Below are 26,231 nucleotides of genomic sequence, written 5' to 3'. Positions count from 1 at the left end.
GAGTGACCATCGAGGCGTGGCTGGCCGGCCGCACCACCCGCGGGGCGCTCGGCCCCCAGGCCGAACGTGTCGCCCACGTCCTGTTCCGGGCGCCGCAGTTCGCCAGCTACTCCTCGGCCCGCGAAGTCGCCGAACGCGCGGGCGTCAACGTCTCCACCGTGGTGCGCACCGCCCAGCAACTCGGTTTCGACGGCTGGCCCCAGCTGCGCGAGGAGCTCCGGGCCCGCTACCTCGCCTCCGTCTCCTCGGGTGAGCTGTCCGCGGGCCCGGCCGCCGACCCTGCGGCCCAGATGCTGCGTCAGGACGCCACCAACATCACCGCTCTGGCCACCCCGGACAACCTCGCCGCCATCCGCGCCACGGCCCGGGCCGTCAAGGCGGCCCGCCGCACCCTCGTCATCAGCTCCGGCAGCGGAGCCGGCCCCGCCCACATCCTGAGCTACCTCGGTGCCGTCGCCGGCCACGACATCCAGCTCGCCCTCGGCTCCGCCACCAGCCAAGCCGTCCACGTCGCCCGCCTGGAACCGGGCGACTGCCTGATCACCATCAACGTCTGGCGCCTGACCCGTACGCTGCGCGGCCTGACCCGGCTCGCCCGTGAGCGCGGCGCCACCGTCAGCGTCCTCACCGACCTGGGCTCCTCGCCACTCGCCGAGTACGCCGACCACCTGATCGTCACCCCCGTCGAGGGCATCCAGGCAGGCCCCTCCCTGACCGCCATGGTCGCCGCCGTCCAGGCCGTCCTCAGTGAACTCACCGACGACGACGCCATCCGCGCCTCGGGTCAGGTCCAGCAGATGTGGCAGGAACTCGACCTGATGGACGACCAGCCCTGACAGGCCGGTTTGCCGGGCCCGCCCGGAACCGCCCTGCTGTTCACGACGGCGGCGGCGCGAAGGGCACACGGCCCGTGGCCCGGCCCTGGAGGTCGAGCAGCCGGTCCATGTGCTTGACGGAGTGGAGCACCGCGGTACGGTCCCGGACCTCCAGATCCGGGAAGCGGTCGGCGAGCAGTGCCTCGAACGGGTCGACGGCGGCGAGCCCGTGGAGCCACACGATGACGGTCAGGTTGTGCGGGCCGCTCACGGAGACGCACGAGCGCACCTGCTTCATGCGGGCCAGCGCGTTGCCGGTCGCCTCGCGCGGGGAGTGGGGGACCGAGGCGCGGTAGATCATCGCCGTCGGCAGTCCCGCGAGGGGGCGGGCCAGGTCGCAGCGCAGCGTGATCTCGCCCCCGCGCAGCATGCGCTGGAGCCGTCTGTGGGCGGTGTGCCGGCCCCAGGGCGCGGTGATGAAGGGCTCGGCGCGGTCCAGCGGACGACCCCAGTCGAACACTTGGATAGGCAGACAGTCTGCAGGGTTGTCGCCGACCTCTGACGAACTGTGTTCCTTGCCGGCCGACGCCCACCATGCGGCCAGAACTGGACCAGGTACCGCTCGACGTCCTCCGGCACGCCCTCCCGCGCCAGGCGTGCCACCTCACGGCGGCCCTCGCAGTACACCCGCACTCGCCACCTGCCGTCCGTGTCGGACAGGTGCACATAGGTGTCCATCGGCCCGGCCGCCACGCCCCACAGCGCCAGTTCACCTGACGGGGAGTGAAGCTCGGCTTCCGCCTGTTCCTCCCAGTCGCCGCGGTCATCGGCGGTGGGCGGCTCCCCGTCCCATACTTCGGCAGTCATGGCGGCGGTGTGCGTGTGGCCGGCGCTCTCGATGTCCAGCCGACCCTCATGGGCGGTCAGGAACGCACCACCGGCCTCACGGCCTTCCGGATACTTCAGGGGGACTTGTGTGTCGTCGAGGTCCTGAAGAGCGAAACCGTAGAAGTCGACCTCCACGGCAAGCTTCTGCTGCCGGATCAGCTCAGCCACCGCAACTCCCGAGCCCGATCACCTGGTGCGACACCATCGGTGATCGTATCGGGCGCGACGCCGCGCGGGACGCCGTTCGGGAGTCTGGCGCCCGGGCGAGGGTGCGTGTGCGCGGCTGTCCTGGGGGGTGTCGTTTCGGATTCTGCGCCGTACCACTGTCACTCCTGCAGGTTCAGCTGCCAGGAGACGCCGAAGCGGTCGTTCACCCAGCCGAACTTGGCGCTGAAGCCGTACGAGCCCAGCGGCATCAGCTCCGTGCCCTGTTCGGCGAGGGCGCCATAGAGGTGGTCGAGTTCGGCCTCGGTGTCGCACTCGACGAACAGCGACACCGCCGGGGTGAACCCGAAGGCGTGCTTGACATGGCTGTCGATGCACATGAACCGCTGTCCGGCGAGCGAGAACGTGGCGCGCCGGACCGTGCCCGCCTCGCCGGGGCCGTCGGCGTCGTAGCGGGAGATGTCGACGACTTCGGCGTCCTCGAACAACGACATGTAGAAAGTCAGCGCCTCCTCCGCCCTGCCCTCGAACATGAGGAATGTGGTGATCTTCTGTGGCATCGAGGCCATGGTGCTGTCCTCCGGATAAAGGCGTCAGTCCTTCGAGGACGAGGCTAGGACCTGCCTCTGACACTGGCCTCACGGACACCGCCAGCCACCATGGTCTCGGTGATCCGATCCTCACGCCCATGGCTGAGCCGGAGACGCGCAGCCGATATCACTTGGAATGCCCAGCTGCCAGAACCGGGGACCCCACCTCACCCGCCGTAACCAACCGCACGGAAGCAAGGCCCCTCATTCGTGATTCTGTTCGTGCCGACGCCTGGCCGCCTCAGGGGTCGGCCGGAGAGGCCGGTTCAGCCGATCTTGCGAGCCACGCCCCCGTAGAAGCCGATCTCGCCGGATCGCGCCGGCGGCGGGGTGTCCGGGCGCCAGAACGGGACCTGGGCCAGGCCGGGCTCGACCAGTTCGAAGCCGTCGAAGAACCGCTCTACCTCGGCGCGGGTCCGCAGGTTCAGCGTGGCGGTGGCGTTGTTGTAGACGGCCTGGGCCTCGCTGCGGTCGGCGAAGTCGCCCGTGGCGTGCGAGAGCACGAGGTAGCTGCCGGCCGGCAGCGCGTCGCGAAGGGCGGCGACGGCCTGATCGGGCTTCTCCGCCTCGGTGATGAAGTGGAGTATGGCGACGAGAAGCAGGGCGACCGGCTCGTCGAAGTCGATGACTCGGCGGACGTCGGGGTGGTCGATGATGGCCCGCGGGTCGCGCAGGTCGGCGAGCACGATACTGGTCGCGCCGGAGCGGCTGAGCAGAGCGTCGCCGTGTGCCTTCACGATCGGATCGTTGTCGACGTACGCGACGCGCACGTCCGGGGCCACCTCGTGGGCGGTCTCGTGCACGTTCGGGGCGGTGGGCAGCCCGGTGCCGACATCGAGGATCTGACGGACGCCGCTGCTGACGACGTAACGGACGGCGCGTTGCAGGAAGGCGCGGTTGGCCTGCACACCGATCCGCACCTCGGGTGCCGCGGAGGCGAGACGGTCGCCGGCCTGTTGGTCGACCTCGTAGTTGTCCTTGCCGCCCAGCAGGTAGTCGTAGATCCGCGCAGGATGTGGCCTGCTGGTGTCTATCTCCTCGGTGCGGAAGCCGTCCTGACTCACGCTGCGCTCCTCTCGACGACTGCCCCGGCCACCTTGCCCGCGAGCGGCTGACGACAGCTTCGCATATCAACTGCCCTGCCCATGACCGTAGTTACTGGCGCGAGCGATGTGGTCACGGTCGGTGCGCGCAGGAGGCCGCCTCGGTCGACGGGGCATTCGGTGCCGGGCCGGTGCCCGGTCAGGCGGAGGACCGCTGTACGGCCCGTGGGTGAAGCGGGGCGGCGGTGGACCGGGGTTCGCGGTCCACCTGGGAGCGCGACCGCATGGAGCCACCCCTGGGTTCCACGTCAACGGACGCGAGACGTTCCTCGCCGCCATCCGCCAGGAGCCGCGCGGTTCGCCGTCCCGGCAACGGGTGGCGGCGGTGTGGCACTCACGGCGGCCCACCGGGCGTCCGACGCCCGCCATCTGCTGGGGGTGCGCGCCAGGGACGCGATGTGGGAGGCGAGCGCGGTCGTGGCGACGGGTTCCCCGTACCGGGGCGGACCCGACCTGATCGAACTCGGCCACCTGGACGACAACGGATTCCGACGGCCGGCCCAGTTCGACGGGCGGTACTTCTCGACCGAGGTCGCCGCAGACGCCGTTTCCTGCCGGAGGCACCGTTGGGCCCGGCACATCAACCCGGGGCCCTGAGTTCCTGATCCGGCGCACCACCCGTACCGATCAGCACGGACCAGCCACAATGCCCGTACGCATCAAATACCCGTACGCATCAAGGGAGAGTTCGTGTCAGTGAAGGGAGCGACATCCTCCATGCTGGTCCATTCGTCCTCGTTCACGGTCGACCTCGGCGAGAACGGCTACCTGATCGGCTTCACCGACGACTACGAGTATCCCCGGGAGATGCCGTTCGGCTGGCGCTGCGGTCCGGCCACCGACGCCGGCGCCGTCGTCCTCACCACCACCGACACCGGCCCCCTCCAGCTGACCGTCCAGGTCCACAACGCCCCGCCGGCACCCGAAACCGGCGCCGAGTGGGAGCCCATGGAAGAGATCAGCCTGCGGGCCGACCTCCCTACCCTCTGCCTCGCGACGCTCGAACAGGGCGACATCCTCGACGCATGGCCGGACGAGGAACCTGCCCTCCACCTCCCGCCCGTGCCCGACGGCACCCACTGGGTGCGGATGCGCCTGTACTGCCACACCGACGACCCCGAACCCGGCATCGGCGACCACGGTGAGCGGCACCTGGTCCAACTCTGGCGCGCACCCCACACGCCCCCCGTCCACCCCGGAATCAGCGAGGCAGACCGCCAAGCTCGCGTCGACTACGCCGCGGACATGGCCATCCCCGGCATGGCAGAGTCATGCCATGCCTCTTTCGATATCCGGCCGGCCCGGCAGTCCGATGATGACGGGTCTGGCCCTTGTCGCCGTCCTGTGTCTCGGCGGCTGCGGTGAGCAGCGCGCCACGGACTCGACGGCCGGGGCTCCTACGGGCACGCCTCGGAGCGCCGCTTCCGGCGCATCGGGAGCCTCCCCGTACGTGGAGCCGGGGGCAGGCGACGGTGCTCCCCACTACAACGAGAACAACGGCTACCGCCGCCCGGGAGCCATGTCGCCCCCCAGTGCGATGGACGCGGGAAGGGAAGCCGATCGCATCAGGCCGGTCCTGAAGCGGCTGTGGGAGCAGAAGAAGTGGGACCCCGTGACGGTGCGCGCGGCACTGCTCCACCTCGGCTACGAGGAAGAGCGGACCGGGTCGAACGGGAAGCCGCTCGGCGGGACGCTGATGGTCCGGGCCATGAACTCGCGCTTCACGGACGGTCGCGAGGTCACGCCCGAGGGAGCGTTGGTCGGCCTCCGCGTCCATGACGACGCCTGCGTCACGGCGTTTGTGCAGAAGTCCAACTACGAGGTGACGACCAACGGCCCGTACCCGGAGACCGGGTGCTTCGAGCCGCCCTACGGCCACTGAGCGTCCCGCCAGGCCACCGAAGGCTCGGCCCCAGCCTCGCCCCCCCGGCACCACGTCCCCCTCACCATGAGCGTGCAGCCCACTGCCCGCTGCCCGCGCCGTGCAGGCGGAAGCGCGGGAGAATCGGAGGGTGAGGTTCCGTGACAGCCGGGCAATCTCCTGGCGGGGGCGGACCGTATATATGGGTATGTCGAGATTCCGGTTCCCCGTGGGCCGTCTCCCGGACGAGGCTCTGCTGTCCGGGCTGGCCACGGGCGACCCGGAGCTGGCCGTCACCTTCGTACGGAGGTTCCAGCACACGGTCTTCGGTGTCGCCATCGCCGTCACCGGGGACACACAACTCGCCGAGGACATCGCCCAGCAGACCTTCGAACGTGCCTGGCGGCATGCCCAGATCTACGACTCGCGGCGCGGCTCGGTGAAGACCTGGCTGACGACCATCGCACACAACCTCGCCATCGACGCCGTCCGCGCGCGGCGGCCGGAGCCGCTGGCGCCCGAGGACCTCGACGTGATCCTGGGAGTCGTCAGTGACACCCCCGAACAGCATGTCCTGGCCGACGAGGCGTCCTCCCGGCTGCGGGCGGCGGTGGGGGAACTGCCCCGCGAACAGGGCCGCGCGCTGGTGATGGCGAGCATCTACGGCATGACGGCCCAGCAGGTTGCCGACTGGGAGAACATCCCCCTGGGCACCGCGAAGACGCGCATCAGGACCGCTATGGCGAAGCTGCGCACCACGCTCGCGTCCCCGAAGCGAGGCGACCATGTCCAATGACATGACCTGCGAGAAGCTGCGGGAGATCGGCGCCGAACTCGCTCTCGGCATACTGCCGGGACGCGAGCGGGCCGCAGCGGTCGCCCACCTCGACCGATGCGCGGACTGCCGCGAGTACGTCGAGCAGCTGACCCTCGTCGGCGACGGGCTGATCGGACTACTGCCGGGCTGCGAGCCGCCGGTCGGCTTCGAGACCCGGGTGGCGCAGGCGCTGACCCAGGGGATGCCGGCCCAGGACGGCCGGGCGCGCGCCCGCGTTCCGGGCGCCTGGCGCAGGGGCTTCGGCGGCCGGCTTCGACTCCGACTCGCCTCCGCGGTGGCCGCACTCGTCCTCGCCGTCGGCTTCGGCGGCTGGGCGGCCGGAACGGCGATCGAGAACGTGGTGGCCGGCGCCTCCCGGACCACCGGCGACGAGGCCGACATGCATGGCGATCTGACCTCGGCCGCGGCCCCCAGGCAGTCGGCCGGCGAGGTGTACGCCCACACCGGCTCCCCGGGCTGGATCTACATGACCGTCGACCTCACCGGCACGCACACCTCGTACAGCGGCATGGTCTCCTGCCTGCTGGAGCGGCGCGACGGCGGCACGGTCCGGACGGGCACCTTCACCCTGCGCCAGGGCCGCGGGTTCTGGGGCGGCCCGACCCCCGTCGACCCCGCGTCCGTGTCCGGCGCCCGCTTGACGTCGCCCGACGGCACCGTGCTCGCCACCACCCGTTTCACGTCGGGCGGGGAAACGTAGCGACGTCCCCGGCTCCCGGGTTTCCGGAGGAGGGCATACGAGGGCCGTACGCCGGGACGATCGCGCCGAGCGACGCGGCCAGTTCGGTGACCGTCGGCCGGGCCGACGCGTCCATGCCCAGGCAGCCGTCGATGGCCGCCGCGAGGGCGCGGGGCAGCCGGCGCCGCGAGCCGATCGGCGGTGCGCTCACCTCCAGCGGACACCCGTGGTGATCGCCGTCGTCCGTGCCCTCCGCGGTCCCGCGGAGGGCGAAAGGCACGTCGCCGATCGCCACCTCGTACAACGTGATGCCGATCCCCCACACGTCGGCGGCGGCTGTCAGCGGGCCACCGCGCGCCTGCTCCGGCGCGCGGTAGTGGAACGTGCCCAACCCGGCCGGGGCGCGCCCGGGCGGCCGCGCCACGCTGAGGTCGAGCACCTTCGCATGGCCGCAGTCCACCACCACGTTGGACGGTTTGAGGTCCAGGTGCAGCAGGCCCCGGCCATGCAGGTAGTGGACCGCGGAGCACAATTGCACGCCGAGGAGGGCCACGTCGGCGGCCGCCGGTCGCCGCCGCAGGCGGTGGACGAGAGGGGACAGCGTCTCCCCGGTCAGCGTCTCCAGGACGACCAGCGTCTCCGGCCACTCCAGGGTCTCGTACGCGCGGACCAGGTGCGGGTGGCTGAAGGCGCACAGCCACCGGCCCTCCCGCAGCAGCCGGGCCCGCGGCCGGGCCTCGTCGCGGCGGTCCGGACGTACGACCTTGACGACACACCGGCAGGCCCGCTCCTCGCTCCACGCGTCGTACAGGTCCAGCCAGCCCGTGCGCATGAGGTGCCGGAGGATCTCGTAGCCCGGTGCGGGACGGGTGCCCGGGGCCAGGGGCGGGGGAGCGGGTTCCCCCGCCGCGGGCGCCCGCACCTGAGTGCGCGTCCCGGTCACGACGCCACCGCCCCCGGCGGCGGGCCGCCCGCCCGTTCGGGGCCGGGCACGGCGTGCAATCGGTGGAGACCGGCGTAGGCACCGCCGCGCGCGAGCAGGTCGGCGTGGGTCCCGGTCTCCAGGACCCGCCCGTGGGCGAGCACCACGATCCGCGTGGCGTCGCGGACGGTGAGCAGGTTGTGCGAGATGACAACGGTGGTCCGCCCGGCCATCAGTCGGCGCAGCGGGTCCATGACACGCAGGCCCGACCGGGCGTCGAGGCCGGTGGTCGGTTCGTCCAGCAGCAGCACGGGTGCGTCCCTGATCATCGCGCGGGCGATCGCGAGGCGCTGGCGCTGACCGCCGGACAGCGTCCGGCCGCGCTGGCCGACCATCGTGTCGTAGCCGTCGGGCAGCAGCCGGATGAAGTCGTGGGCGTCGGCGGCGCGGGCCGCCGCGACGATCTCCGCATCCGTCGCGTCGGGTCGGCCGTAGGCGATGTTCTCCCGCACCGTGCCGTGGAAGACCAGCGTCTCCTGCAGGACCACCGCGAGGCTCTCCCGCACGTCGGACAGGGCCAGGTCGCGCAGGTCGGTCCCGTCGAGCCGGACCGTGCCCCGGTCGGGGTCGTAGAACCGCAACAGCAGCTTGGCTGCGGTGGACTTGCCCGCGCCGCTCGCGCCGACCAGCGCCAGGCTCTCGCCGGGGGAGACGTGGAACGACACCTCGGACAGCGCCGAGGCCGGCGTACCGGGGTAGCGGAAGGACACGCCGTCGAACTCGACCTCGCCCCGGGCCCGGCCGATCCGGTGAGCGTCGGCTGCCTCGACGACCTGGGGGCGCTGGTCCAGCAACTCGATGATCCGTTCCGCGGAGGCCGACGCTGCGTAGAAGGTGCTGCCGAGGCGGGACAGGTCGCGGATCGGGCTGTAGAGCTTGCCGATCAGGGCCAGGAAGACCAGCAGTCCGCCCAGTGTGAGCTGGCCCTGCGCCAGCTTCCAGGTGCCGAGGCCCATGACGGCGAGGCCACCGGACACCTCGATGAGCTCGACCACCGGCCGGTAGACGGCACGGATGCGCGCGGTGGTCATCGAGGCCTGGAACTTGCCGACGTTCTCGCGCTCGAAGCGGCGCTCCTCCCAGCCTTGCCGGTTGTACGCCTGGACCAGGGCCACGTTCCCCAGCGACTCCTCGGCGACGGCGCTCAGCGAGCCACTGCGCCGCCTGCGCTCCCGGGACGCCTCCCTCGCCAGCCGGGAGAAGTGCCGGGCGGCGCGCCAGAACAGCGGCACGATGACAAGTGAAAGGAGGGTCAGGTCCCAGCGCAGGTAGAACAGCAGCCCGAGGAAGACGCCCAGCCGGATCACGTTGTAGAGAACGTCCGCCACACCGGAGAGCAGGAACGTCTCGACGGCGTCGACGTCACCCGTGACGCGCGACAGTACGTCCCCGAGCCGCCGCCGCTCGAAGAACCCGAGCGAGAGCTGCTGGACGTGCCGGAACACGTCGGCGCGCAGGGTCAGCAGAAAGCGTTCGCCGACCCACGTGGCCGTCATGTCGTCGGCGAACCCCAGAACGCCGGAGGCGACGACCAGCCCCAGGTAGACCGGTGCGATCCAGAGGAACGGTCGCAGGTCCCGCGGGACGAGCACGTCGTCCACCACGATTTTGAAGAGCCACAGTTCGGCCGCGTCGACCAGGGGACCGGTGAGACTGAACAGCACGAGCGGCACGAGCCAGCGCCGCCGGCCGCGGGTGTAGGGCCAAAAGCGCCGGAAGACCTCGCGCGGCGGCACCGGCGGTGCGGCCGTCACCAGGGGCGCGGACTCCTCGCCCACCGACAGCAGCCGCTCCAGAACATGGCTCGGGACACGCTTCATCGCATGCGTCCGTCATCCGTCTGTCGTCCGTCTGTCGTCCGTCATCCCTTCGTCGACCATCGCTCGGACGACGAAGCGGACCGGCTCCGGTCGGTCCTCCGGAGGCCGGTCCGCTCCGGGTTTCACTCGTCGTGACCGGACCGGTGGTCCTCGAAGTCGGAGTGACGGCCGTGCCTGTTCATCGAGCGGTCGTCGTGACCCGAGTGGTCGTTCCTCCCATGGTCGTGGCCGTGGCCGTGGCCGTGGTCACCGTGTCTGGCAGGAAAGAGATCACTGAAGATAGCCATGGCATTCCTCCCATTGGGATGTGCCTTGTATCAGATACGGTCCCGGACATTGTTCGGATGGCTTTTTTATGTAAATAGTTGGTTTTGTCCTATTGGGCTTTCTGTGTCAGGACGCCGGTTGCGGCGTTGGCGTAGCGGCGGGCCAAGTGCGCGAAGGCGTCCCTGAGTTCGGTCGGCCCGACGACCTCGATGTCGGCGTCGAACCTGCCGAGGGTGGCTGCCAGGCCGGGCCACGACCAAGAGCCCAGGACGAGGCGGCAGCGGTCCGGGCCGAGTTCCTCGACGATCCCCTCACGGGTGTGGCGCAGGACGACGGCGGCGGGGAGGCCGAGGATCACCTCGCCTCGGCAGGGCCAGCCGCCGGAGCCGTCCGAGCCGCCGGAGCCGTCCGAGCCCCGGAACCTGCTGGTCACGAAGGCGGCCACGTTCCCACCGGGCAGTTCACGCGGGGTGAAACGGGGGCCCGTGGGGGTGCGCGGGCTGATCCTGTCGGCACGGAAGGTGCGCCAGTCGTCGCGGTCGAGGTCCCAGGCGACGAGGTACCAGCGCCCGCCCCAGGTGACGAGGTGGTGGGGCTGCACCCGGCGCGGCGGAGTGCCGGCGGGGTCGCCGTCGCCGGTTCCCGCCGGGGACGCGGGGGTGTAGTCGAAGCGCAGCACTTCGCGGGCGTGGACGGCGTCGCCGAGCGTCATGAGCACGCTGCTGTCGACCTGCGGGTTCGGCCGGGCCAGCGGCCGCTCGACGGCGGTGACCTGGAGGGTTTCGATGCGGCGGCGCAGCCGTGCGGGCATGACCTGTCGGACGGTGTTCAGCGCGCGCGCCGCGGCCTCCTCGATCCCGGCACCGGTGGTGGTGGCGATCTGGAGCGCGACGGCGAGGGCGACGGCCTGGTCGTCGTCGAACAGCAACGGGGGCAGTTGTGTGCCTGCGTCGAGCCGGTACCCCCCGTCAGGTCCTTTGGTGGCCACGATGGGGTAGCCGAGCTCGCGCAGGCGGTCGACGTCGCGGCGCACGGTGCGCGGGCTGACGTCCAACCGGCCGGCCAGCAGCGCCCCGGGCCAGTCCCGGCGTGCCTGGAGCAGCGAGAGCAGCGACAGCAGCCGCGCTGAGGTCTTCTGCATGACTCCCATGGTGCCCCGAGAAGCGGACACGAGCTGACCGCTTCTCCTGCGACTGTTCTTCCGTGCCGGACAGCAGCAACGAACAGCCGGACAGCAGCAACCAACAGAAGGACCCGATCACCGTGACCGCCACGAACACGCCCTCCACGCCCTCAACGTCCTCTACGCCCTCCACACCCTCTACGTCCTCCACACTCGACGACGAGCGGGCCGACCTGCTCGCCCAGCTCGCGACCGCGCGAGCCGCCCTGACCAACACGACGCGCGGGCTCAGCGACGAGCAGGCCGGCGAGCACCCGACGGTCAGCGCGCTGTGCCTGGGCGGGTTGATCAAGCACGTCGCGTCCATCGAGGAGGGATGGATGCGCTTCGCGGCCGACGGCCCGTCGGCCATGCGCTACGACCTGCCCGACGGTGTCACCTGGGCCGACCTGACGGCCGGTACCGCACGCGAGTTCCCGCAGTGGGCGATCGACCACCAGAACGACTTCCGGATGCTGCCCGGCGAGACGCTGGCCGCGATCGTCGAGCGCTACGAGCAGGTCGCCGCCCGGAGCGAGAAGGTCATCGCCTCCCTGTCCGACCTGTCCACGACGCACCCGCTGCCGGAGGCGCCCTGGAACGAGCCTGGAGCGGTGCGCAGCGTGCGCCGGGTGCTGATGCACGTCATCGCCGAGACCGCCCAGCACGCCGGACACGCGGACATTCTGCGCGAGACGCTCGACGGGCAGACGTCGACCTGACCGGTGACGGACCTCGACCGTGCGGCGGCTGCCCGCCGGCCGCCGTCCGGTCCCGACCGCGGGACCCGCACGGAATCGATCAAGACCTGCACGGAACCGAAGGGAACGTCGTCACCGTGAAGATGTGCGAACCGGGGCGGACCGGCATCGGTGTGACCCGATGACCGTTCTCGACACCCGGGCCCTCAACCGCGCGACGCTCGCCCGACAACTGCTGCTCGATCACGCCGACCTACCGGTCCTCGACGCCGTCGCGCACCTGTGCGGTCTCCAGGCACAGGAACCGCAGGAGCCGTTCGTCGGGCTCTGGTCCCGGCTGCGGGCGTTCGACCCGGCGGGGCTGTCGGACCTGCTGACCGGGCGGAGTGTGGTGCGGACCCATCTCATGCGCCGCACCGTCCATCTCCTCACCGCCGACGACGCCCTGGCCTGGCGGTCCCGCCACGACGCCATGCTGCGCCAACGGGTGCTCGGCACCTACCGCCGCGAACTCGACGGCGTGGACCTCGACGAACTCGCGGCGGCGGGCCGGGCGGTGATGGCCGACGGCGAGCCCCGCTCGATGACCGAGCTCGCGCGGGCGCTCGCCGAGCGCTGGCCGGCACCGGGACCACGGGCCCTGGGGGAGATGCTGATCGCCGCCCTCGTCCCGATGGCACAGCTGCCACCGCGCGGGCTGTGGCGCACGAAGGCGGGGGTGCGCAACGTGCCGCTCTCGTCCTGGCTGGGCCGCGAGATCGACCCGCCGACCCAGGATGGCTCCGATCCCGTGGGCCAGGCGCTGGTACGGCGCTATCTGGCCGCGTTCGGCCCCGCCGCCTCCGCCGACCTGCGCGCCTGGTGCGGCCTCGCCGGACTGCCGGCCGCCGTGGCCGCGGTACGCGAGGAGCTGGTCACCTTTCGCGACGAGCGAGGCCGGGAACTGCTGGACCTGCCCGACATGCCGCGCCCCGACCCCGACACACCCGCCCCGGTCCGGTTCCTGCCGGCATTCGACAACGCGCTCCTCGGCTACCACGACCGCGGCCGGATCGTCGACGACGACCACCGCGGGCTGTCGGTCGCAGGCGCCCGTGTCGTCCTGGTCGACGGCCGGGTCGCCGCGACCTGGAACGTCGAGGCAGGCACCGTGAACGTCACGCCACCGCGCCGGTTCTCCTCGGCCGAGCGCACCGCCGTCGCCGAACAGGGGCGGGAACTGGCGTCGTTCCTCTCCGACAGCGAGAGCCGTCGCGTACGGGTTGCCGCGGCTCCTGGCTGAGCGGTACACCTGGCTACCGCACGGCATCCAGTGCGGCGGCCAGTCGGGACACGACCTCCAGGCCCGGCATGGTGCGCAAGGAAGCGACGACCTGCCGACTTGCGAACTCGCGCTGGGCGGCGGTCACGGTCTGGTCGATGGCGCACTCGGCCTGTACGTAGACGAAGTTCAGGGCCGTCGCGAAAAGCATCGAGAACGACTGCGGACCCTTGATGGTGGCGCCGCCTCCGGCACTTCGATAGGCCCGCGCCAGCTGCCGGGCGGAATCGGTGTCCACATGGTTGCCGCCCGACCATACGTACACGGCGCGTGCGAACTCGCGTTCCGCCGAGGTGACCCCGGCGTTGTCCCAATCGAGGAGGACCGGCCCGTCCCGGCCGACCAGAACGTTCTGGGGCTGCAGGTCCAGATGCGACGTCACCAGATCGCCGGGGTCGGCCGGTGTCACCCAGTGCGCCAACTCTGCCGCGGAAGTGTCGATGAACCGGCCCAGCGCCTCCGCCCACGGCAGGCCGGCCTGACGAACCTGCTTGTGCAGGGCCTTCCACTCGACGTCCTGGGGGCACCGCTCGTACCAGGAATCCGGCGTCACGCTCGCGCCCTGTCCCGCCGTGTGGAGGAGTGCCATGGTCCGGCCGAACCAGTCCAGAATGCCCGGATCGGACGCGTCCGCCTTGGCGCCGTCGATCCAGTCGTACAGCTTCACGCAGGACCCGCCTGAAGGAGCGGTGACGTGGGAGACGTATGCACCGTGCCGATTGGGAAAGAGCCGCGGCGACGCGATGCCCAGGTCCTCCGCGGCCTGCCGTAACGCGGCCTCCTGGCTGACCTGTTCCTCGTCGCAGCCGAAGAGGAGCTCCTTCACCGCCCATGAGGAGCCGTTCCCGGAGAACCTCCAGATCTGACCCAAGGCGCCACGAGTGACAGGCGTCATCGCCCATGGCCCGGAGCCGAGTTGGTAGGTCTCCGCTATGAAATCGGCTGTGAAGTGCATTCAGGAACCTCTCCGGACGCTGATGACGAGGCTTCGCGGTCGGGCCGGTTGAGTCGACCTCACCCCAGCCCGAACGAGCTCAATCCAACAACAACTCTTGAGTGAGCCACGAGCACGCGACTGTACAAAGAGCGGGCCGCCTCTCCGCAGGCCGTCGCTCACCCCCGACCCGCCGCGTCACACCCTTCGCCGGACAGCACCCCTCTCGCATCCCTCGCAGGCATCTCGCGTCCCGCACAGGACCGGGCCGCTGCAGGACGACACTCGAGAAAGGAAATTCCGTGGCCACTGAGCAAGTACTGACCGGCTCCGCGCCGGCCGACGAGAGCGGCGAAGCCGCCGAGCCGAAGCGCCCCCGAGTCTCCCGGCTACCCTCCCTCACCGGCCTGCGGTTCCCCGCCGCGCTGGCCGTGTTCGCCCACCACGCCTTCCTCCCGATACCCCCGCTGCGGCTGCTGTCCGACGACCGTACCGAGTACCGCCTCGCCGACTGGACCTCGCAGGCCGGCGGCCTCGGCGTGTCGTTCTTCTTCGTACTCAGCGGCTTTGTACTGACCTGGTCGGCACGGCGCGGCGACACCACGACGGAGTTCTGGCGGCGCAGGTTCGTCAAGATCTACCCGAACTACGTGGTCGCCTGGGCGCTTGCCATGCTGCTGTTCGCCAGTTCCTACACCTCCACGCATGTCTCCATCGCCAACCTCTTCATGGTCCAGGTGTGGGTGCCCAGCTACTTCACCAACTTCAGTGTGGATTCACCGAGTTGGTCGCTGGCCGTGGAAGCCGTCTTCTACCTGAGCTTCCCCCTGCTGCTGAGCGTCTTCAGGCGTATCGACGCCCGTCACCTCAAGTACTGGATCACCGGAGCGATCGCCGCGGTGTGGGCCACCCCAGCGCTGGCGTACGCCCTGTTCCCGAAGACCCCACGGGTGCCCAGCGGCCAGGACCTCTCGGTCTCGCAGTACTGGTTCAGCTACGTGCTGCCCCCGGTCCGTATGGTCGACTTCGCCCTCGGCATTCTGGTGGCGCTCGCGGTGAAGCACGGGCGCTGGCGGAACATCGGCATGTTCTGGTCGAGCCTGCTGCTGGTCGGCGGGTACGTGCTGACCTTCCATGTGCCCTATCTCTACGGACAGCGCGCCGCGATGATCCTGCCGATCGCGCTACTGATCGCGGCCGCGGCCACCGCGGACATCGAGGGCCGCTTCACCTTGTTCCGCAGCCGCACGATGGTCTGGCTCGGCGAGATCTCCTTCGCCTTCTACCTCCTGCACTACACAGCACTGTCCACGCTCCGAAAGGCCCTCGGCACCCACCAGATGTACTCCACCGCGACAGGCGTGGCGATGCTGGTCGGCACGGCCGCCGTCACGGTCCTGCTGTCCTGGGCGCTCTACGCCCTGGTCGAGGCGCCACTCGTGCGCCGATTCAGCCGGCCACGCCGCGCCTGAGCTCTCGTCGCCCGGATGGCTGTACATGCTTCTGGCCCCTTCGACATATGGGTGTCGAAGGGGCCAGATTTGGTAGCGGGGGCAGGATTTGAACCATGCGACCTCTGGGTTATGAGCCCAGCGAGCTACCGAGCTGCTCCACCCCGCGTCGGTAGGACCACTCTACGCCAACGGACGGCCGTGTGAGCGCAATTGTTCCGGCGAGGAATCGGCACCGGTCCCACGCATCGATCTCCACGAGAACCAGGCTCGGGCTTGACCTTGACGTACGCGTCAGGGATTAGCGTCAGCTCACTCCGGCGGCGGACGTGCGCGGTGCCGCCGCCCCGACCCCGCCCAGGAGGCCGCACATGAGCGCAGCCCTGCCCCGCACCGCCCGCGAGGTCCGGCTCACCGCCGTCCCCGGGGGACTGCCCGCGCGGGAACACTTCGCCGTCGTCGAGACGCCGCTGCCCGAGCCGAAAGCAGGTCAAGTCCTCGTCAGGAACCGGCACTTCCTGGTCTTCCCCGGTCTGCGCACCTTGATCGGAGCGGAGGTCGACGGCCTGCCCCTGCCGCGACTGCGCACCGGGGACGTGCTGTTCGGTCCCGCCGTCGGCGAGGTCGTGGCCGCGCCGGCCGACAGCCCGTTGCGCCCGGGAGTTGCCGTCGCCCACATGCTCGGCTGGCGGGAGTACGCCCTGGTTTCCGCCGCCGAGTGCACCCCTTTGGACGGCGTGCTGCCCGATCCCGTGGCGTACCTCTCCCCGGGATCCGCGGCCTACGGAGCGCTGACCCGCCTCGCCGAAGTCCGGTCCGGTGACGTCGTCTTCGTCACCGGAGCGGCGGGAGCGGTGGGCTCCCTGGCCGGGCAGATCGCCCGACTGCTGGGCGCGGGAAGGGTGATCGGCAGCACCGGCTCGCCGGAGAAGGCCGAGCGGCTGGTCTGCGAGCTCGGCTACGACGCGGTCGTGCTGCGAGGCGCCGGGTCCGTCGCGGCCCAGCTCGGGCAGGCCGCACCCGAGGGCATTGACGTCCTGGTGGACACCGTCGCCGGCGAGCAACTGACCGCCGCACTCGCCGCGGCCCGGCAGGGCGCGCGTTTCGCCCTGGTCGGCACCCTGTCGGGACAGATGTCCGCGCACCGGGACGGCGGTAGCGCGCCGATGGAGATCGACGCCTTCCGCCTTGTCGTCAAGGGCGTGTCGCTGCGCGGATACAGCGGCGCGGACCACCCCGAGGTCGAGAAGGAATGGACCAGCCGCTTCGGTGACTGGCTGCGCTCTGGAGCGATCAGCTTCCCCCATACACGGATCGAGGGCATCGATCGCGCCCCTCAGGCGTTGCGGGAATTGATCGAAGGCAGACACTTCGGGGCCGTTGTCGTAGAACTGTAGTTGTAACGGTGTGGCACCCGTTCGCCGGCCGAGAGTGGGCGAAGCACGGGGGGCGGGGGAGTGAGGCAGGATGCGGATCGGGGACGCGGCAGCGGCGGCCGGTACCACGCCCAGGGCGCTTCGGTTCTATGAGCAGCGCGGACTCTTGCCCCCGCCCGTCCGTACGGCCTCCGGTCAGCGGGAATACGGGCCTGGAGAGATCGCACGAGTCCGCGTCATCCGGGAGTTGCTCGCCCTCGGGCTCACCATCGAGGACCTGCGCAGCTGCGCCGACCGCCTCGATCTGCTGGCCCAGGATCCGCCCCCGCGGTGTGGCTCCGTCGAACCCGGCGCCCCCGCCTCCGGCGTTGTCGGCCGCCGACTGGCCGCCCTCGACGCCGAGATCAACCGGCTGGCCACCCTGCGCGAGACCCTCGCACGCTGCGCCTCCGGCGAACCGCCGACTCCGAGCCCGGGACCGGGCCCGGCGGATCACCCGCGCGGCGAGAGCCGGATCACTACGCCGTCACCGCCGGTGCCGTCCGCATCGAATCCCACCTGACCAGGGAGCCCTTCCTCGTCGGACATGTCAGATCGGGTAGTGGGCGTGGCCGGTGGTCTGGGCGGTGATCCAGCGGATGTCGGTGAAGGCCTCGGCGCCCGCCTGCCCGCCGAAGCGGCCGTAGCCGGAGCTCTTCACACCGCCGAACGGGGCCTGCGGCTCGTCCGCGATCGACTGGTCGTTGATGTGGACGATGCCGGTACGCAGGCGGCGGGCGACCTCCAGACCGGTCGCCAGGTTCTCGGTGATCACGCCGGCGGTCAGACCGTACGGTGTGTCGTTGGCCAGCGTCACGGCCTCGTCGGCGCTGTCGACCACGTGGATCACCGTCGCCGGGCCGAAGATCTCGTCGTAGTAGATCCTCATCTCCTTGGTGACGCCGGTGAGTACGACCGGACGGATGAGCGTGCCGGGCTCCTCGACCTGCCCGGTGCCCGCGGCCAGCCGTGCTCCCTGGGCCACGGCGTCCGCGACGAGCGCGGCAACCCGGCGGGCCGCACCGGTGTTGACCACGGGACCGACCGCCGTGCCCGGGTCGGCCGGATCCCCGTACGGCAGGGCCTGGACTCGGGCGGCGAACCTGGCCGTGAACTCCTCGGCGACCGCGCGGTGCACGATGACACGGTCCACGCACATGCAGATCTGCCCGGCGTTCATGAAGGAGCCGAAGACGGCGGCGTCCACCGCGTAGTCGACGTCCGCGTCCTCCAGGACGAGCAGGGCGTTCTTGCCGCCGAGTTCGAGGACGGCGGGCTTGAGGTGTTGCGCGGCCTGGACGCCGATGACGCGCCCGACCTCCGTGGAACCGGTGAAGTTGACCATCCGTACCCGGTCGTCGGCGATCAGCGCGGACACCACCTCGGCGGCATCGGCGCGGTCGTTGGTGACGACGTTGAGTACTCCCGCGGGCAGCCCCGCCGCGTGCAGGACGTCCGAGATCAGCAGACCGCAGGCGATCGGTGCGTCCTCACTGGGCTTCATCACCACGGTGTTGCCCATCGCGATCGGCATCGCGACCGCGCGCATGCCGAGGATGACGGGCGCGTTCCACGGCGAGATCGCGGCGATCACGCCCTTGGGGACCCGTACCTGCGCCGAGTGGACGCCCTCGGAGTTCGTGGCGAGCGTCTGCCCGGTGGGCCCGCTCACGGCGGCCGCCGCCTCCAGGAGGATGTCGGAGGCCAGCTTGGCGTTGAAGCCGGCCCAGGGCGCCACGCCCCCGACCTCCGCCGCCATCAGTCTGACGACCTCCTCGACGCGCTCCTCCATCAGTTGCGCGGCGCGCAGGAAGATCCGTCGCCGCTCGGCGGGCTTGGTCGCGGCCCACGCCTCGAACGCGGCGTCGGCGGCTTCCACGGCTCGGCGTATGTCCTCGGGGGTTCCGGCGGCGACCTCGGCGCAGACGGCGCCGGTCCAGGGGTTGATGTCGGATGCCGTGCGGCCGGAGGAGGCGGGGACCTCCTGGCCGTTGATGATCAGGCCTCGGACGGTGGACATGGGGTCCTCCAGGGTGAGTGGAACGGGGCGAGTGAGTGGGAGGGGGGAGCGGGGGCCGGGACGGCCGGTGGCCGTCGGGTCACGCCTCTGCCGACGCGGTCGGGGCGGAGCGGTCCCGGCGCGTGCGCAGGGCGCGGTAGGTGAGGCCGACGAGGGCCGGGGCGACCAGCGGCGCGATCATGTAGTTCCAGAAGTGGTCGTACTGGCCGGACAGCAGCGCCGGGCCGAAGGCGCGCGCCGGGTTGATGCTCGCGCCGGTCACGGTGCCCAGAGTGGCGATGACCACGCCCACTCCGAGCCCGATGACCGCGGGGATCAGCCCCCGCAGCGAGGGTCGGGACATCACCAGCGTGACCGCGACGAACACCGCGGCGAGCGCGGCGCCCTCGACGACGAACAGCTCGACGGCGCCGGTACCGGGCGCGGGATGCACGGCGCCGTACCCGACCTGGCCGACCACCTTGCCCCACACCACCCAGGCGAGCGCGGTCCCGGCCAGGGACCCGGCGAGCTGCGCGGCGACGTACGGCAGGACGGCGCGGCCCGGGAAGAGCCCGCACGTCCACAGGAAGACGGTGACGCCGGGGTGGAGATGGCCGCCGGACGCGCGGCCGGGCGGTGAGTACATCAGCGCCGCGATCACGGCGGCCACGACGGTTCCCGCGACGACGAACAGCGTGTCCGGGTCACCGATCGCCAGGGACGAGCCGGGGAAGGCCAGCCAGCGGACCAGGCTGACCACGGCGAAGAGAAGCACCGTGGTCAGCGCGAACTCGTATGCGCTGTGCCGGATCAGGTCCGCGCGGCTCTGGGCGGAAGTGCTCATGGGAGTCCTCAGGGCAAGGGAGGGGGTCTTGGGGCGCGGCTCGGCTCAGGCCGTGCCGCGGGGAGGCCGGGGCCGAGTGCGGAACGTTCCGCGGTGCGCCCGACAGGCGACCTGTGCTCTTATCGCTAGTGCATTTTCGCTGAGTGAACTTCTGTTCATTTATTGAGTGCGGCGAGTCTGCGGGATCGGGTGACGGCTGTCAATGGCCCGCGACCCGGTAGCGTTCTCCGCACAGGTCCGGCCGCATGCGCCGACGAGCGGGGAAGCGCGGGAGGAGAGGCCATGGCACGGGGCGTCGCGGGGGCGGAAGCCGGGGCGTCGAAGCAGCCCACGGACACCGCGTCGCAGGCCGCCGGACCTGAAGCCGGCCGCGGGGAAGCCGTCGGCCCACTGGAACGCGGTCTGGACGTCCTGCGAGTCATGGCCGATTCCGCGGAGGCGGTTCGGCCGGGCGACCTCGTCCGCGCCACCGGCCTGGCCCGTTCGGCCGTGGACCGGATCGCGGCCACCTTGGTTCACCTCGGGTACCTGCGTGCCGAGGGCCGCGATCTCGTGCTTGCCCCGCGCCTCATGGAGTTCGGCAACGCCTACCTTGACGCGAGCGGCCTGTCCCGCGCGCTGCGCCCGAGCCTGGAGCGGCTCACCCGGACCCTGGACGAGTCGGTCTCGGCGATCGTCCTCGACGGCTGCGACGCGCGCATCGTCGGCACGGCCGTCCCGCCCGGCCGGGTGATCCCCCTCGGCTTCCGCGTCGGCGACCTGCTGCCCTCCGAGCGCTGCGCCGCCGGAGCCGTACTCGCCACCGGCTGGGACCCGCCGACGCACGAGGCCTGGCGGGCCCGGCGCGCGGCCGACCCCCTGGACGCCGGTTTCCCTGCCGTCCCCACGCGCCCCACGGCTCCCCGCCCCGAGCGGACGGAAGCCGACTTCGCGTCCTGGACCACGGCGGCGGCCGCGAACGGCTGGGCATTGGACGACCAACTGGTCGCCCCGGGGCTGGTCGCGCTGGCGGTTCCCGTGCGCGACCCCGACGGCCGGCCCGTGTGTGCGATCAGCGTGCTCGCGCACACCAGCCGCCACAGCGCCGACGACCTCCGTGCCCACGCCCTGACCGAGATGAACCGGGCCGCCCAGGACATCGCCGACGCGCTGTACGGCACCTCGTACCCCCTGCCCCCCGCGGCCCCGCCCGCTGCCGCCCCCGCCTACGCCGACGCCAAGCCCGAACTCGGGCCGTCCTTCCTCCAGGCGTTGGCCAGGGGCCTGGCCGTACTGACCGCGCTGGGCGGACAGCGCGGCGGACTCACCCTCGCCGAGGCCGCAGAGGCCGCCGGACTCTCGTATCAGAGCGCCCGGCGCAATCTGCTGTCGCTGAGTGAACTCTCCTACGTGGAACAGCACGGGCGCCGTTTCCTCCCGGGCCCGCGTGTCCTGGAGCTCGGATACGCACGACTGTCCACGCTGACCCTCGCCGACATCGCCCGGCCTCATCTGACCGATCTGGTGTCACAGGTACGGGAGTCCGCCTCGCTCGCGGTGCTCGACGGCGCCGAGGTGCGCTACGTCGCACGCGTGGCCACCGGGCAGATCACCAGCGCCCGCATCACCCCCGGAACCCGACTGCCCGCCTACGCCACTTCGATGGGACGCGTCCTGCTCGCGGACCTGCCGCGGGACCAGTGGCCGGAGCGCATCCGATCTCTCCGCCCGCAAGCCCTGACCCCGCACACGCTCACCTCGCCCGAGGCGCTCACCGCGGCCTTCGACCAAGTTGCCGACGACGGATTCGCCCTGGTCGAGCAGGAGTTGGAGGCGGGGCTGCGCTCCCTGGCCGTACCCGTCAAGGACCGGAGCGGGCGCGCCGTCGCCGCGCTGAACGTCGCGATGCACGCCGGCCCGGAGTCACCTGAGCACACCCGGGACGTCATGCTGCCCGCTCTGCGCGCGTGCGCCGCCCGTGTCGCAACCGACCTGGCCCTCGCGAGTGCCCACATTCCCGTGGAGACGGGCTGACACCCCGAAGACAGGAGCAGGTCACACGTCACCGCGTCCGTACGCGCTCACGTCCTCGCCGGCACCGGCCGCCGCAGCAGGTACACCGCCGCGGTCGAGACCAGGACGGCCATGCACACGATGAACACCAGTCCCGCGCCCTCCAGGCCGATCGGACCCGTCAGGAGCCCCACACCGATCACCGGCACCGAGATACCCGCGTAGGCCACCACGAACAGCGTCGAGATCACCGCCGCGCGCCGGTCCGCGGGAGACGCCCCGGCCAGCGCGGACAGCCCCCCGCGAAACGCCAGCCCCTGTCCGCCCCCGCCGACGAGCGCGCTCAGCACCAGCAGCGCCAGCAGGTCCCACCGCAGCGCGCCCGCGAGCAGCGCCAGCCCGGCGAGGAGTCCCGCGCAGCCCAGGGGCAGCGATCGCCCCACCCCGACCCGGCCGACGGCGAGCTGCCCGGCGGTCGAGGCGAAGAAGGCCAGCGCGACGACCAGTCCGCTCACCGCGTGGTTGCGCACGTTCAGCGACTGCGCGAGGAACGCCGGGCTGACCGACGTGAACACCCCGAACAGCGCGAACCCCGCGAACGAGGCGATCGCCGCCGGCCCGAACACCGCCCGCACCTGCGCGGGCAGGCCGGGCCGTTGCGGCCGTACGGTGCTCAGAGGCCGCCGCTCCCGCACGGTCTCCGGCAGCCACAGCAGGACGACGGCCGAGCAGGCCACCAGGGCGAGGTGCACGGCGAACGTGAGGTACAGCGGCCAGGCGGCGTACTGCGCGAGCACTCCGGAGAGCAGCGGGCCGCAACCGAGGCCGCCCATATTGGCGGCCGTCGCCACGAACGTGGCCCGGGAGGTGCCGCCGTACGGTGCCAACTCCATCACGTACGCCGTGGCAGCCCCGGTGAACAGACCGGCGGACAGTCCTGACAGCAGCCGCCCCGCATACAACCAGCCCAGTCCCGTGGCGCACAGGAAGCAGACGGCGCTGGCCGCGGAGAATCCCAGGCCCCACAGCAGCACCGGACGCCTGCCCACGGTGTCCGAGGCGTTCCCCGTCAGCAGCAGCACGCCGATGACCCCGAAGGCGTACACGGCGTACACGACGGTGACCGTCAGTTCGGAGAACCCGAACTTCTCCTGGTAGAGGCCGTAGAGGGGAGTCGGCAGCGTGGTGCCGGCCATGCACACGGCGAACACCGCCCCGCTGAGAAAACACTGGCGCCACCCTCGACGATCACCGTCCATGCCGCCGACGGTAACCCCGCACACGGCCCCGGCCCGGTCGGGCCGCGGCCGCGGCGCGTCTGTCACACCCACCTGCGGCGATTCGGAGGTGAGGGGCGGTGAGAGGCTCAGGGCTTCAGCGGAGTGCACAACAGGGCGGCGGGGCCCGCGGTGCTGCCCACGCGGGTGGTGAAGGCGATACCGGCGGCGTACTCGTCGGCGGAGCACTGGCCCTTGTACGCGCCGTAGGCGAAGTCGCCGCCCGCCATGTCGGCGGGCCGGTTGTCGGAGCGGTCGAACCAGACCGTCCGTCCGGTGGCCCCCAGCGGGGTGCGGCCGGGCGCGCACAGGGCCGCCGACACGCGGTCACCGCGGCGGCTGTAGCCGATGAGGAACTGCCCGGCGGGGCACTGGAGCTTGGTGTATCCACTGGCCCAGTCGCCGCCCGCGGGGACATGACGTTCGTCAGTGACGACCGTCTGGGTGTTGCCTGCGGCCCGCAGGTCGCTGACGGTGGTGTCGGTGCACAGGCCACGCCCGGAGGTGTGGCTGAGGCCGATCAGCCGCAGGCCGTCGGGGCAGGCGGCCTTGTAGGCCCCCGAATCCCAGTCGCCGCCGGCCCGTACCCGCAGAGACTGCACGTAGTCGCCGTGGTCGGTGGTGAGCATGCGCCAGACAGGGACCGGCGTGATGGACCCGGTGCGTGTGGGAGAGGTCATGAGGTGGCTCCAGGCGGTGCCGCGCCAGTCGCCCTGGTCGAGGATGCCGTACCGTCGCCCGGCGGTGTCATAGCGCAGCAGGGCCCAGTCGTCGTGGCCCTCCCAGCCGACCAGGGGCCAGTAGGCGAAGTCGGCGTCATGGTCGGCGAAGTAGTCGGTGATGTTGCCGAACCAGGTCCGGGCCGCGGTGCCCGTCTCATTGGCGCCTATGCCGAATTCGCTGATCCACACCGGCGCGGTGTAGTGCTGCCCTTCCGTGGTGACGAAGAAGGCCTGGTCGGCGAGGACCTGGTACAGCTGGTCGCGGGTCAGGTCCTGGTAGCGGGCGTCGTGGGTCTCGCCGATTCCGGTGGCGCCGCTGTGGTGGGGGCCGGTGTAGCCGTAGAAGTGGGCGGAGTAGACCAGCTTGTGGGCGTCCACGAGGGTGTGCGAGAGCGTGCGCACGGGGGCGAGGGTGGGTCGGTCGTGGGGCAGCCCGTCGACGGGTACGCCGGTCCAGTTGATGCCCTCGATGACGATGAGGAGGTTGGGGTTGACCTCGGTGAGGATGCGGTCGGCGGTTTGCTGAGCGGCGGCGTACCAGTCGTGGCCGTCGCCCATGCCCCAGTTGGGGTCGTCCAGTACGTCGCGGCGTACCTCGTTGTACAGGTCGGCGCCCACGACACGGGAGTCGGTGGCGTAGCGGCGGGCGATGAAGACCCAGTCGTCCGCCCACTGTTGGGTGGACTGGCTGCTGTTCCACCGTTCGTTGCCGTCGATGCCGCAGCACCAACGGGAGGTGTTCGTATGGTTGTTGAGGATGACCGCGAACCCGTCCTGGGTGAGGGCGGCCACGACGGCGTCGTAGATCTGCAGGGGTGTCCTGCCGCGCAGTTGCGGATTGGCGGCGACGGCCACGTCCGGGACGGGGGCTGTCGTGTGGATCATCTCGTTGGAGAACGGCAGCCGAATGCTGTTGATGCCGAGTTCGTGGAAGTCGGCGAGCAGTGCGGGCAACGGGGCACGGTCGAGGCCGAGTGGGATGCCGTAGGAGTCCTGGCCGGCGTGGTGGTTGGCGGGGTCGGTGATGCTGCCGCTTCCGGTCCAAGAACCCTGTGTGCCGTCCCAGTTGGCCGACTTCAGCCGGAACCGATTGCCCCGGGCGTCGACGATGTACCGGCCCTGGGTCGACAGCGGCGGCTGCCAGGTGTCGGCCGCCGAGGCGGTGGCCTGGGGGAGGGTCTTGGCGGCGACGGGCTCCGGGACGGCGGCGACCGCCGTCGCAGCCGTGGTCAGCAGCGCGAGAACCGCCGTTGCTGATGTCAGGTACTTGACAATTCTACTTGTGGTCGGCATCCGGTCCTCTGTGGGAGCGCTGGGGTGAAGCTGACGAGTCGGTGTCGCGAGGGACGGGCGCCTGTGTGAGTGGCGCCCTTCCAGAGTGACATCAAGGCCGGACCTGGTCACCGGTCTTGGCGGCGGCCGTCAGCCTACAATTGGCGGCGGCCGGCGGTGTGTGAATGGACTGCAGCCGGGTCTGTCCGATCCGTTCGGTGCGGCCGTGGAGGAAAAGGATCCGTTCGGTGCGGCCCCGGAGGAAAAGCAGGTGCGCGCTGCCTCTGCCCGTGCCAGGCTCCGCCGGTGAACCGTGAACAGATCTCCAGACTTGCCCATGCGGATCATCCGATTGCGGCCCCGCTCGACGACGACTCGGTGCGCCGACTGCTGGAACGCGGCATCCCGCGAGGCGGCGACCGTGTACTCGACCTCGGCTGCGGTGGCGGGGAGTGGCTCCTGCGCGCCCTGACCACGCATCCGCGACTGCGGGCCGAGGGCGTCGACATCTCCGAGAGTGCGCTGGCACATGCGCGGAGGACCGCGAGCATCCGCGGCCTGCAAGAGCGCCTCGTCCTCCATCGCGAGGATGCCGCGGACTTCGCTGCCCTCCACACGTTCGACCTGGTGATCAGCGTCGGCGCCACGCATGCCTTCGGCGGCCTGCTCGCCACCCTCGATGCGGCACGCAAGCACCTGGCTCCCGGCGGACGCGTCCTGGTCGGTGACGGATTCTGGTCACACGAGCCTTCCCCCGACGCCGTGGAGATGCTCGGCGACCTCGCCGACCTGCCGACCACCGTGGACCGCGTCATCTCTGACGGATGGACACCCGTCGACGGGCACATCAGCACGCGCCGGGAGCTCGACGACTACGAATGGGCATGGACGGGTTCACTGGCCTCATGGGCCTTGGACCACCCCGACGATCCGGACAGTTCCCAGGCGCTGACGGCAGCCACGACCCACCGCACCGAATGGCTTCGTGTCTACCGGGACGCCTTTGGCTTCGTCTGCCTGATCCTGCGCCCGACGTCCGACTGAAGCCGCCCTCGCCGGGCCGGTGAACCCCCGTGCCCCTGCATCACCGTCCATGCCGGTCATCGCTCGGCCAACCCTTAGCCGCACAT

The 26,231-nt window shown here is 71.0% G+C and carries 24 protein-coding genes and 1 tRNA gene; 13 read left to right on the top strand and 12 right to left on the bottom strand.

Annotated elements, in window-relative coordinates:
* The first annotated feature begins 2 nt into the window (after positions 1-2).
* Positions 3-836, top strand: coding sequence for an SIS domain-containing protein (locus ACFZDJ_RS26060; protein ID WP_391062014.1), 834 nt, complete (start codon positions 3-5; stop codon positions 834-836).
* Between the two features lie 40 nt (positions 837-876).
* Here the strand turns inward: ACFZDJ_RS26060 and ACFZDJ_RS26055 are convergent, their stop codons facing one another.
* From ACFZDJ_RS26055 to ACFZDJ_RS26045, 3 genes are all read right to left on the bottom strand, one after another.
* The gene (locus ACFZDJ_RS26055; RefSeq protein WP_391062011.1) at positions 877-1,335 is read right to left on the bottom strand and encodes an Lrp/AsnC family transcriptional regulator; all 459 of its coding nucleotides are present in this window, start codon (positions 1,333-1,335) and stop codon (positions 877-879) included.
* Positions 1,336-2,029: 694 nt separating this feature from the next.
* A complete protein-coding gene (locus ACFZDJ_RS26050; RefSeq protein ID WP_384916524.1) occupies positions 2,030-2,428 on the bottom strand; it encodes a VOC family protein in 399 nt (132 codons plus the stop codon).
* A gap of 296 nt (positions 2,429-2,724) precedes the next feature.
* Positions 2,725-3,522, bottom strand: a complete 798-nt coding sequence (locus tag ACFZDJ_RS26045) for an SAM-dependent methyltransferase (RefSeq protein ID WP_384916520.1) — start codon at positions 3,520-3,522, stop codon at positions 2,725-2,727.
* Between the two features lie 366 nt (positions 3,523-3,888).
* Between ACFZDJ_RS26045 and ACFZDJ_RS26040 the strand changes: the two genes are divergently transcribed.
* From ACFZDJ_RS26040 to ACFZDJ_RS26020, 5 genes are all read left to right on the top strand, one after another.
* Positions 3,889-4,158 (top strand): hypothetical protein, encoded by a 270-nt coding sequence (locus ACFZDJ_RS26040; protein WP_391062008.1) that lies wholly within the window; start codon positions 3,889-3,891, stop codon positions 4,156-4,158.
* Between the two features lie 120 nt (positions 4,159-4,278).
* Positions 4,279-4,926 carry a hypothetical protein gene (locus tag ACFZDJ_RS26035; RefSeq protein ID WP_391062006.1) on the top strand — a complete coding sequence of 216 codons (648 nt, stop codon included), beginning with the start codon at positions 4,279-4,281 and terminating at the stop codon, positions 4,924-4,926.
* On the top strand, positions 4,838-5,443 hold the full coding sequence (locus tag ACFZDJ_RS26030; RefSeq protein WP_391062003.1) for a hypothetical protein: 606 nt from the start codon (positions 4,838-4,840) through the stop codon (positions 5,441-5,443). The genes ACFZDJ_RS26035 and ACFZDJ_RS26030 overlap by 89 nt, the downstream gene beginning before the upstream one ends.
* 187 nt (positions 5,444-5,630) lie before the next feature.
* Entirely contained in the window at positions 5,631-6,218 is a 588-nt protein-coding gene (locus tag ACFZDJ_RS26025) for a sigma-70 family RNA polymerase sigma factor (protein ID WP_390940335.1), read from the top strand.
* Entirely contained in the window at positions 6,208-6,960 is a 753-nt protein-coding gene (locus ACFZDJ_RS26020) for a hypothetical protein (protein WP_391062000.1), read from the top strand. Before ACFZDJ_RS26025 ends, ACFZDJ_RS26020 begins: the two co-directional genes overlap by 11 nt.
* Here the strand turns inward: ACFZDJ_RS26020 and ACFZDJ_RS26015 are convergent.
* The 3 genes from ACFZDJ_RS26015 to ACFZDJ_RS26005 all read right to left on the bottom strand — a co-directional run bounded on the left by ACFZDJ_RS26015 (position 6,938) and on the right by ACFZDJ_RS26005 (position 11,149).
* Positions 6,938-7,882 carry a protein kinase gene (locus ACFZDJ_RS26015; protein ID WP_391061998.1) on the bottom strand — a complete coding sequence of 315 codons (945 nt, stop codon included), beginning with the start codon at positions 7,880-7,882 and terminating at the stop codon, positions 6,938-6,940. The two genes, ACFZDJ_RS26020 and ACFZDJ_RS26015, sit on opposite strands and share 23 nt — an antisense overlap.
* The gene (locus ACFZDJ_RS26010; protein WP_391061995.1) at positions 7,879-9,741 is read right to left on the bottom strand and encodes an ABC transporter transmembrane domain-containing protein; all 1,863 of its coding nucleotides are present in this window, start codon (positions 9,739-9,741) and stop codon (positions 7,879-7,881) included. The genes ACFZDJ_RS26015 and ACFZDJ_RS26010 overlap by 4 nt, the downstream gene beginning before the upstream one ends.
* 376 nt (positions 9,742-10,117) lie before the next feature.
* Positions 10,118-11,149, bottom strand: coding sequence for a WYL domain-containing protein (locus ACFZDJ_RS26005; protein ID WP_391061993.1), 1,032 nt, complete (start codon positions 11,147-11,149; stop codon positions 10,118-10,120).
* A 215-nt stretch (positions 11,150-11,364) separates the two neighbouring features.
* On the opposite strand from ACFZDJ_RS26005, the gene ACFZDJ_RS26000 reads away from it, so the two are divergent.
* Positions 11,365-11,892 carry a DUF664 domain-containing protein gene (locus ACFZDJ_RS26000; protein WP_391062505.1) on the top strand — a complete coding sequence of 176 codons (528 nt, stop codon included), beginning with the start codon at positions 11,365-11,367 and terminating at the stop codon, positions 11,890-11,892.
* Between the two features lie 160 nt (positions 11,893-12,052).
* Positions 12,053-13,153 (top strand): DNA glycosylase AlkZ-like family protein, encoded by a 1,101-nt coding sequence (locus ACFZDJ_RS25995; RefSeq protein ID WP_391061990.1) that lies wholly within the window; start codon positions 12,053-12,055, stop codon positions 13,151-13,153.
* A 13-nt stretch (positions 13,154-13,166) separates the two neighbouring features.
* Here the strand turns inward: ACFZDJ_RS25995 and ACFZDJ_RS25990 are convergent, their stop codons facing one another.
* Positions 13,167-14,147 carry a phosphotransferase gene (locus tag ACFZDJ_RS25990; protein ID WP_391061988.1) on the bottom strand — a complete coding sequence of 327 codons (981 nt, stop codon included), beginning with the start codon at positions 14,145-14,147 and terminating at the stop codon, positions 13,167-13,169.
* Between the two features lie 281 nt (positions 14,148-14,428).
* Between ACFZDJ_RS25990 and ACFZDJ_RS25985 the strand changes: the two genes are divergently transcribed.
* Entirely contained in the window at positions 14,429-15,598 is a 1,170-nt protein-coding gene (locus ACFZDJ_RS25985; RefSeq protein ID WP_391061985.1) for an acyltransferase family protein, read from the top strand.
* A gap of 70 nt (positions 15,599-15,668) precedes the next feature.
* Here ACFZDJ_RS25985 and ACFZDJ_RS25980 read toward each other — a convergent pair.
* Positions 15,669-15,746: transfer RNA gene (locus tag ACFZDJ_RS25980), tRNA-Met, on the bottom strand.
* A 202-nt stretch (positions 15,747-15,948) separates the two neighbouring features.
* On the opposite strand from ACFZDJ_RS25980, the gene ACFZDJ_RS25975 reads away from it, so the two are divergent.
* Both ACFZDJ_RS25975 and ACFZDJ_RS25970 read left to right on the top strand, forming a co-directional pair.
* Positions 15,949-16,974: a zinc-binding dehydrogenase gene (locus tag ACFZDJ_RS25975; RefSeq protein WP_391061982.1), complete on the top strand. Its 1,026-nt coding sequence runs from the start codon at positions 15,949-15,951 to the stop codon at positions 16,972-16,974.
* A gap of 70 nt (positions 16,975-17,044) precedes the next feature.
* The gene (locus ACFZDJ_RS25970; protein ID WP_391061980.1) at positions 17,045-17,515 is read left to right on the top strand and encodes a MerR family transcriptional regulator; all 471 of its coding nucleotides are present in this window, start codon (positions 17,045-17,047) and stop codon (positions 17,513-17,515) included.
* A gap of 27 nt (positions 17,516-17,542) precedes the next feature.
* Here ACFZDJ_RS25970 and ACFZDJ_RS25965 read toward each other — a convergent pair whose 3' ends face one another.
* The gene (locus tag ACFZDJ_RS25965) at positions 17,543-19,012 is read right to left on the bottom strand and encodes an aldehyde dehydrogenase family protein (protein WP_391061977.1); all 1,470 of its coding nucleotides are present in this window, start codon (positions 19,010-19,012) and stop codon (positions 17,543-17,545) included.
* Positions 19,013-19,091: 79 nt separating this feature from the next.
* Positions 19,092-19,838: an MIP/aquaporin family protein gene (locus ACFZDJ_RS25960; RefSeq protein WP_168515043.1), complete on the bottom strand. Its 747-nt coding sequence runs from the start codon at positions 19,836-19,838 to the stop codon at positions 19,092-19,094.
* Positions 19,839-20,120: 282 nt separating this feature from the next.
* Between ACFZDJ_RS25960 and ACFZDJ_RS25955 the strand changes: the two genes are divergently transcribed.
* The gene (locus tag ACFZDJ_RS25955) at positions 20,121-21,851 is read left to right on the top strand and encodes an IclR family transcriptional regulator C-terminal domain-containing protein (RefSeq protein ID WP_391061974.1); all 1,731 of its coding nucleotides are present in this window, start codon (positions 20,121-20,123) and stop codon (positions 21,849-21,851) included.
* Positions 21,852-21,898: 47 nt separating this feature from the next.
* Here ACFZDJ_RS25955 and ACFZDJ_RS25950 read toward each other — a convergent pair whose 3' ends face one another.
* Together ACFZDJ_RS25950 and ACFZDJ_RS25945 are read right to left on the bottom strand one after the other, a co-directional pair.
* Positions 21,899-23,089: an MFS transporter gene (locus ACFZDJ_RS25950; RefSeq protein ID WP_391061971.1), complete on the bottom strand. Its 1,191-nt coding sequence runs from the start codon at positions 23,087-23,089 to the stop codon at positions 21,899-21,901.
* A gap of 107 nt (positions 23,090-23,196) precedes the next feature.
* On the bottom strand, positions 23,197-25,122 hold the full coding sequence (locus ACFZDJ_RS25945; protein WP_391061968.1) for a cellulase family glycosylhydrolase: 1,926 nt from the start codon (positions 25,120-25,122) through the stop codon (positions 23,197-23,199).
* A 285-nt stretch (positions 25,123-25,407) separates the two neighbouring features.
* Between ACFZDJ_RS25945 and ACFZDJ_RS25940 the strand changes: the two genes are divergently transcribed.
* Complete coding sequence (locus ACFZDJ_RS25940; protein ID WP_391061966.1) at positions 25,408-26,145, top strand: methyltransferase; 738 nt, start codon at positions 25,408-25,410, stop codon at positions 26,143-26,145.
* Positions 26,146-26,231: the final 86 nt, after the last annotated feature.

The sequence above is a fragment of the Streptomyces sp. NPDC007896 genome, assembly GCF_042959425.1.
Classification (GTDB): Bacteria; Actinomycetota; Actinomycetes; order Streptomycetales; family Streptomycetaceae; genus Streptomyces.
This window is presented reverse-complemented; position numbering and strand designations above follow the sequence as displayed.

Bases quoted from the DNA above. Each gene is read 5' to 3' on its own strand.
- ACFZDJ_RS26050 (WP_384916524.1), bottom strand. From the start codon at position 2,428: ATGCCACAGAAGATCACCACATTCCTCATGTTCGAGGGCAGGGCGGAG.
- ACFZDJ_RS26035 (WP_391062006.1), top strand. From the start codon at position 4,279: ATGCTGGTCCATTCGTCCTCGTTCACGGTCGACCTCGGCGAGAACGGC.
- ACFZDJ_RS26030 (WP_391062003.1), top strand. From the start codon at position 4,838: ATGCCTCTTTCGATATCCGGCCGGCCCGGCAGTCCGATGATGACGGGT.
- ACFZDJ_RS26025 (WP_390940335.1), top strand. From the start codon at position 5,631: ATGTCGAGATTCCGGTTCCCCGTGGGCCGTCTCCCGGACGAGGCTCTG.
- ACFZDJ_RS26020 (WP_391062000.1), top strand. From the start codon at position 6,208: ATGTCCAATGACATGACCTGCGAGAAGCTGCGGGAGATCGGCGCCGAA.
- ACFZDJ_RS26010 (WP_391061995.1), bottom strand. From the start codon at position 9,741: ATGAAGCGTGTCCCGAGCCATGTTCTGGAGCGGCTGCTGTCGGTGGGC.
- ACFZDJ_RS26005 (WP_391061993.1), bottom strand. From the start codon at position 11,149: ATGCAGAAGACCTCAGCGCGGCTGCTGTCGCTGCTCTCGCTGCTCCAG.
- ACFZDJ_RS25995 (WP_391061990.1), top strand. From the start codon at position 12,053: ATGACCGTTCTCGACACCCGGGCCCTCAACCGCGCGACGCTCGCCCGA.
- ACFZDJ_RS25990 (WP_391061988.1), bottom strand. From the start codon at position 14,147: ATGCACTTCACAGCCGATTTCATAGCGGAGACCTACCAACTCGGCTCC.
- ACFZDJ_RS25975 (WP_391061982.1), top strand. From the start codon at position 15,949: ATGAGCGCAGCCCTGCCCCGCACCGCCCGCGAGGTCCGGCTCACCGCC.
- ACFZDJ_RS25970 (WP_391061980.1), top strand. From the start codon at position 17,045: ATGCGGATCGGGGACGCGGCAGCGGCGGCCGGTACCACGCCCAGGGCG.
- ACFZDJ_RS25965 (WP_391061977.1), bottom strand. From the start codon at position 19,012: ATGTCCACCGTCCGAGGCCTGATCATCAACGGCCAGGAGGTCCCCGCC.
- ACFZDJ_RS25960 (WP_168515043.1), bottom strand. From the start codon at position 19,838: ATGAGCACTTCCGCCCAGAGCCGCGCGGACCTGATCCGGCACAGCGCA.
- ACFZDJ_RS25955 (WP_391061974.1), top strand. From the start codon at position 20,121: ATGGCACGGGGCGTCGCGGGGGCGGAAGCCGGGGCGTCGAAGCAGCCC.
- ACFZDJ_RS25950 (WP_391061971.1), bottom strand. From the start codon at position 23,089: ATGGACGGTGATCGTCGAGGGTGGCGCCAGTGTTTTCTCAGCGGGGCG.
- ACFZDJ_RS25945 (WP_391061968.1), bottom strand. From the start codon at position 25,122: ATGCCGACCACAAGTAGAATTGTCAAGTACCTGACATCAGCAACGGCG.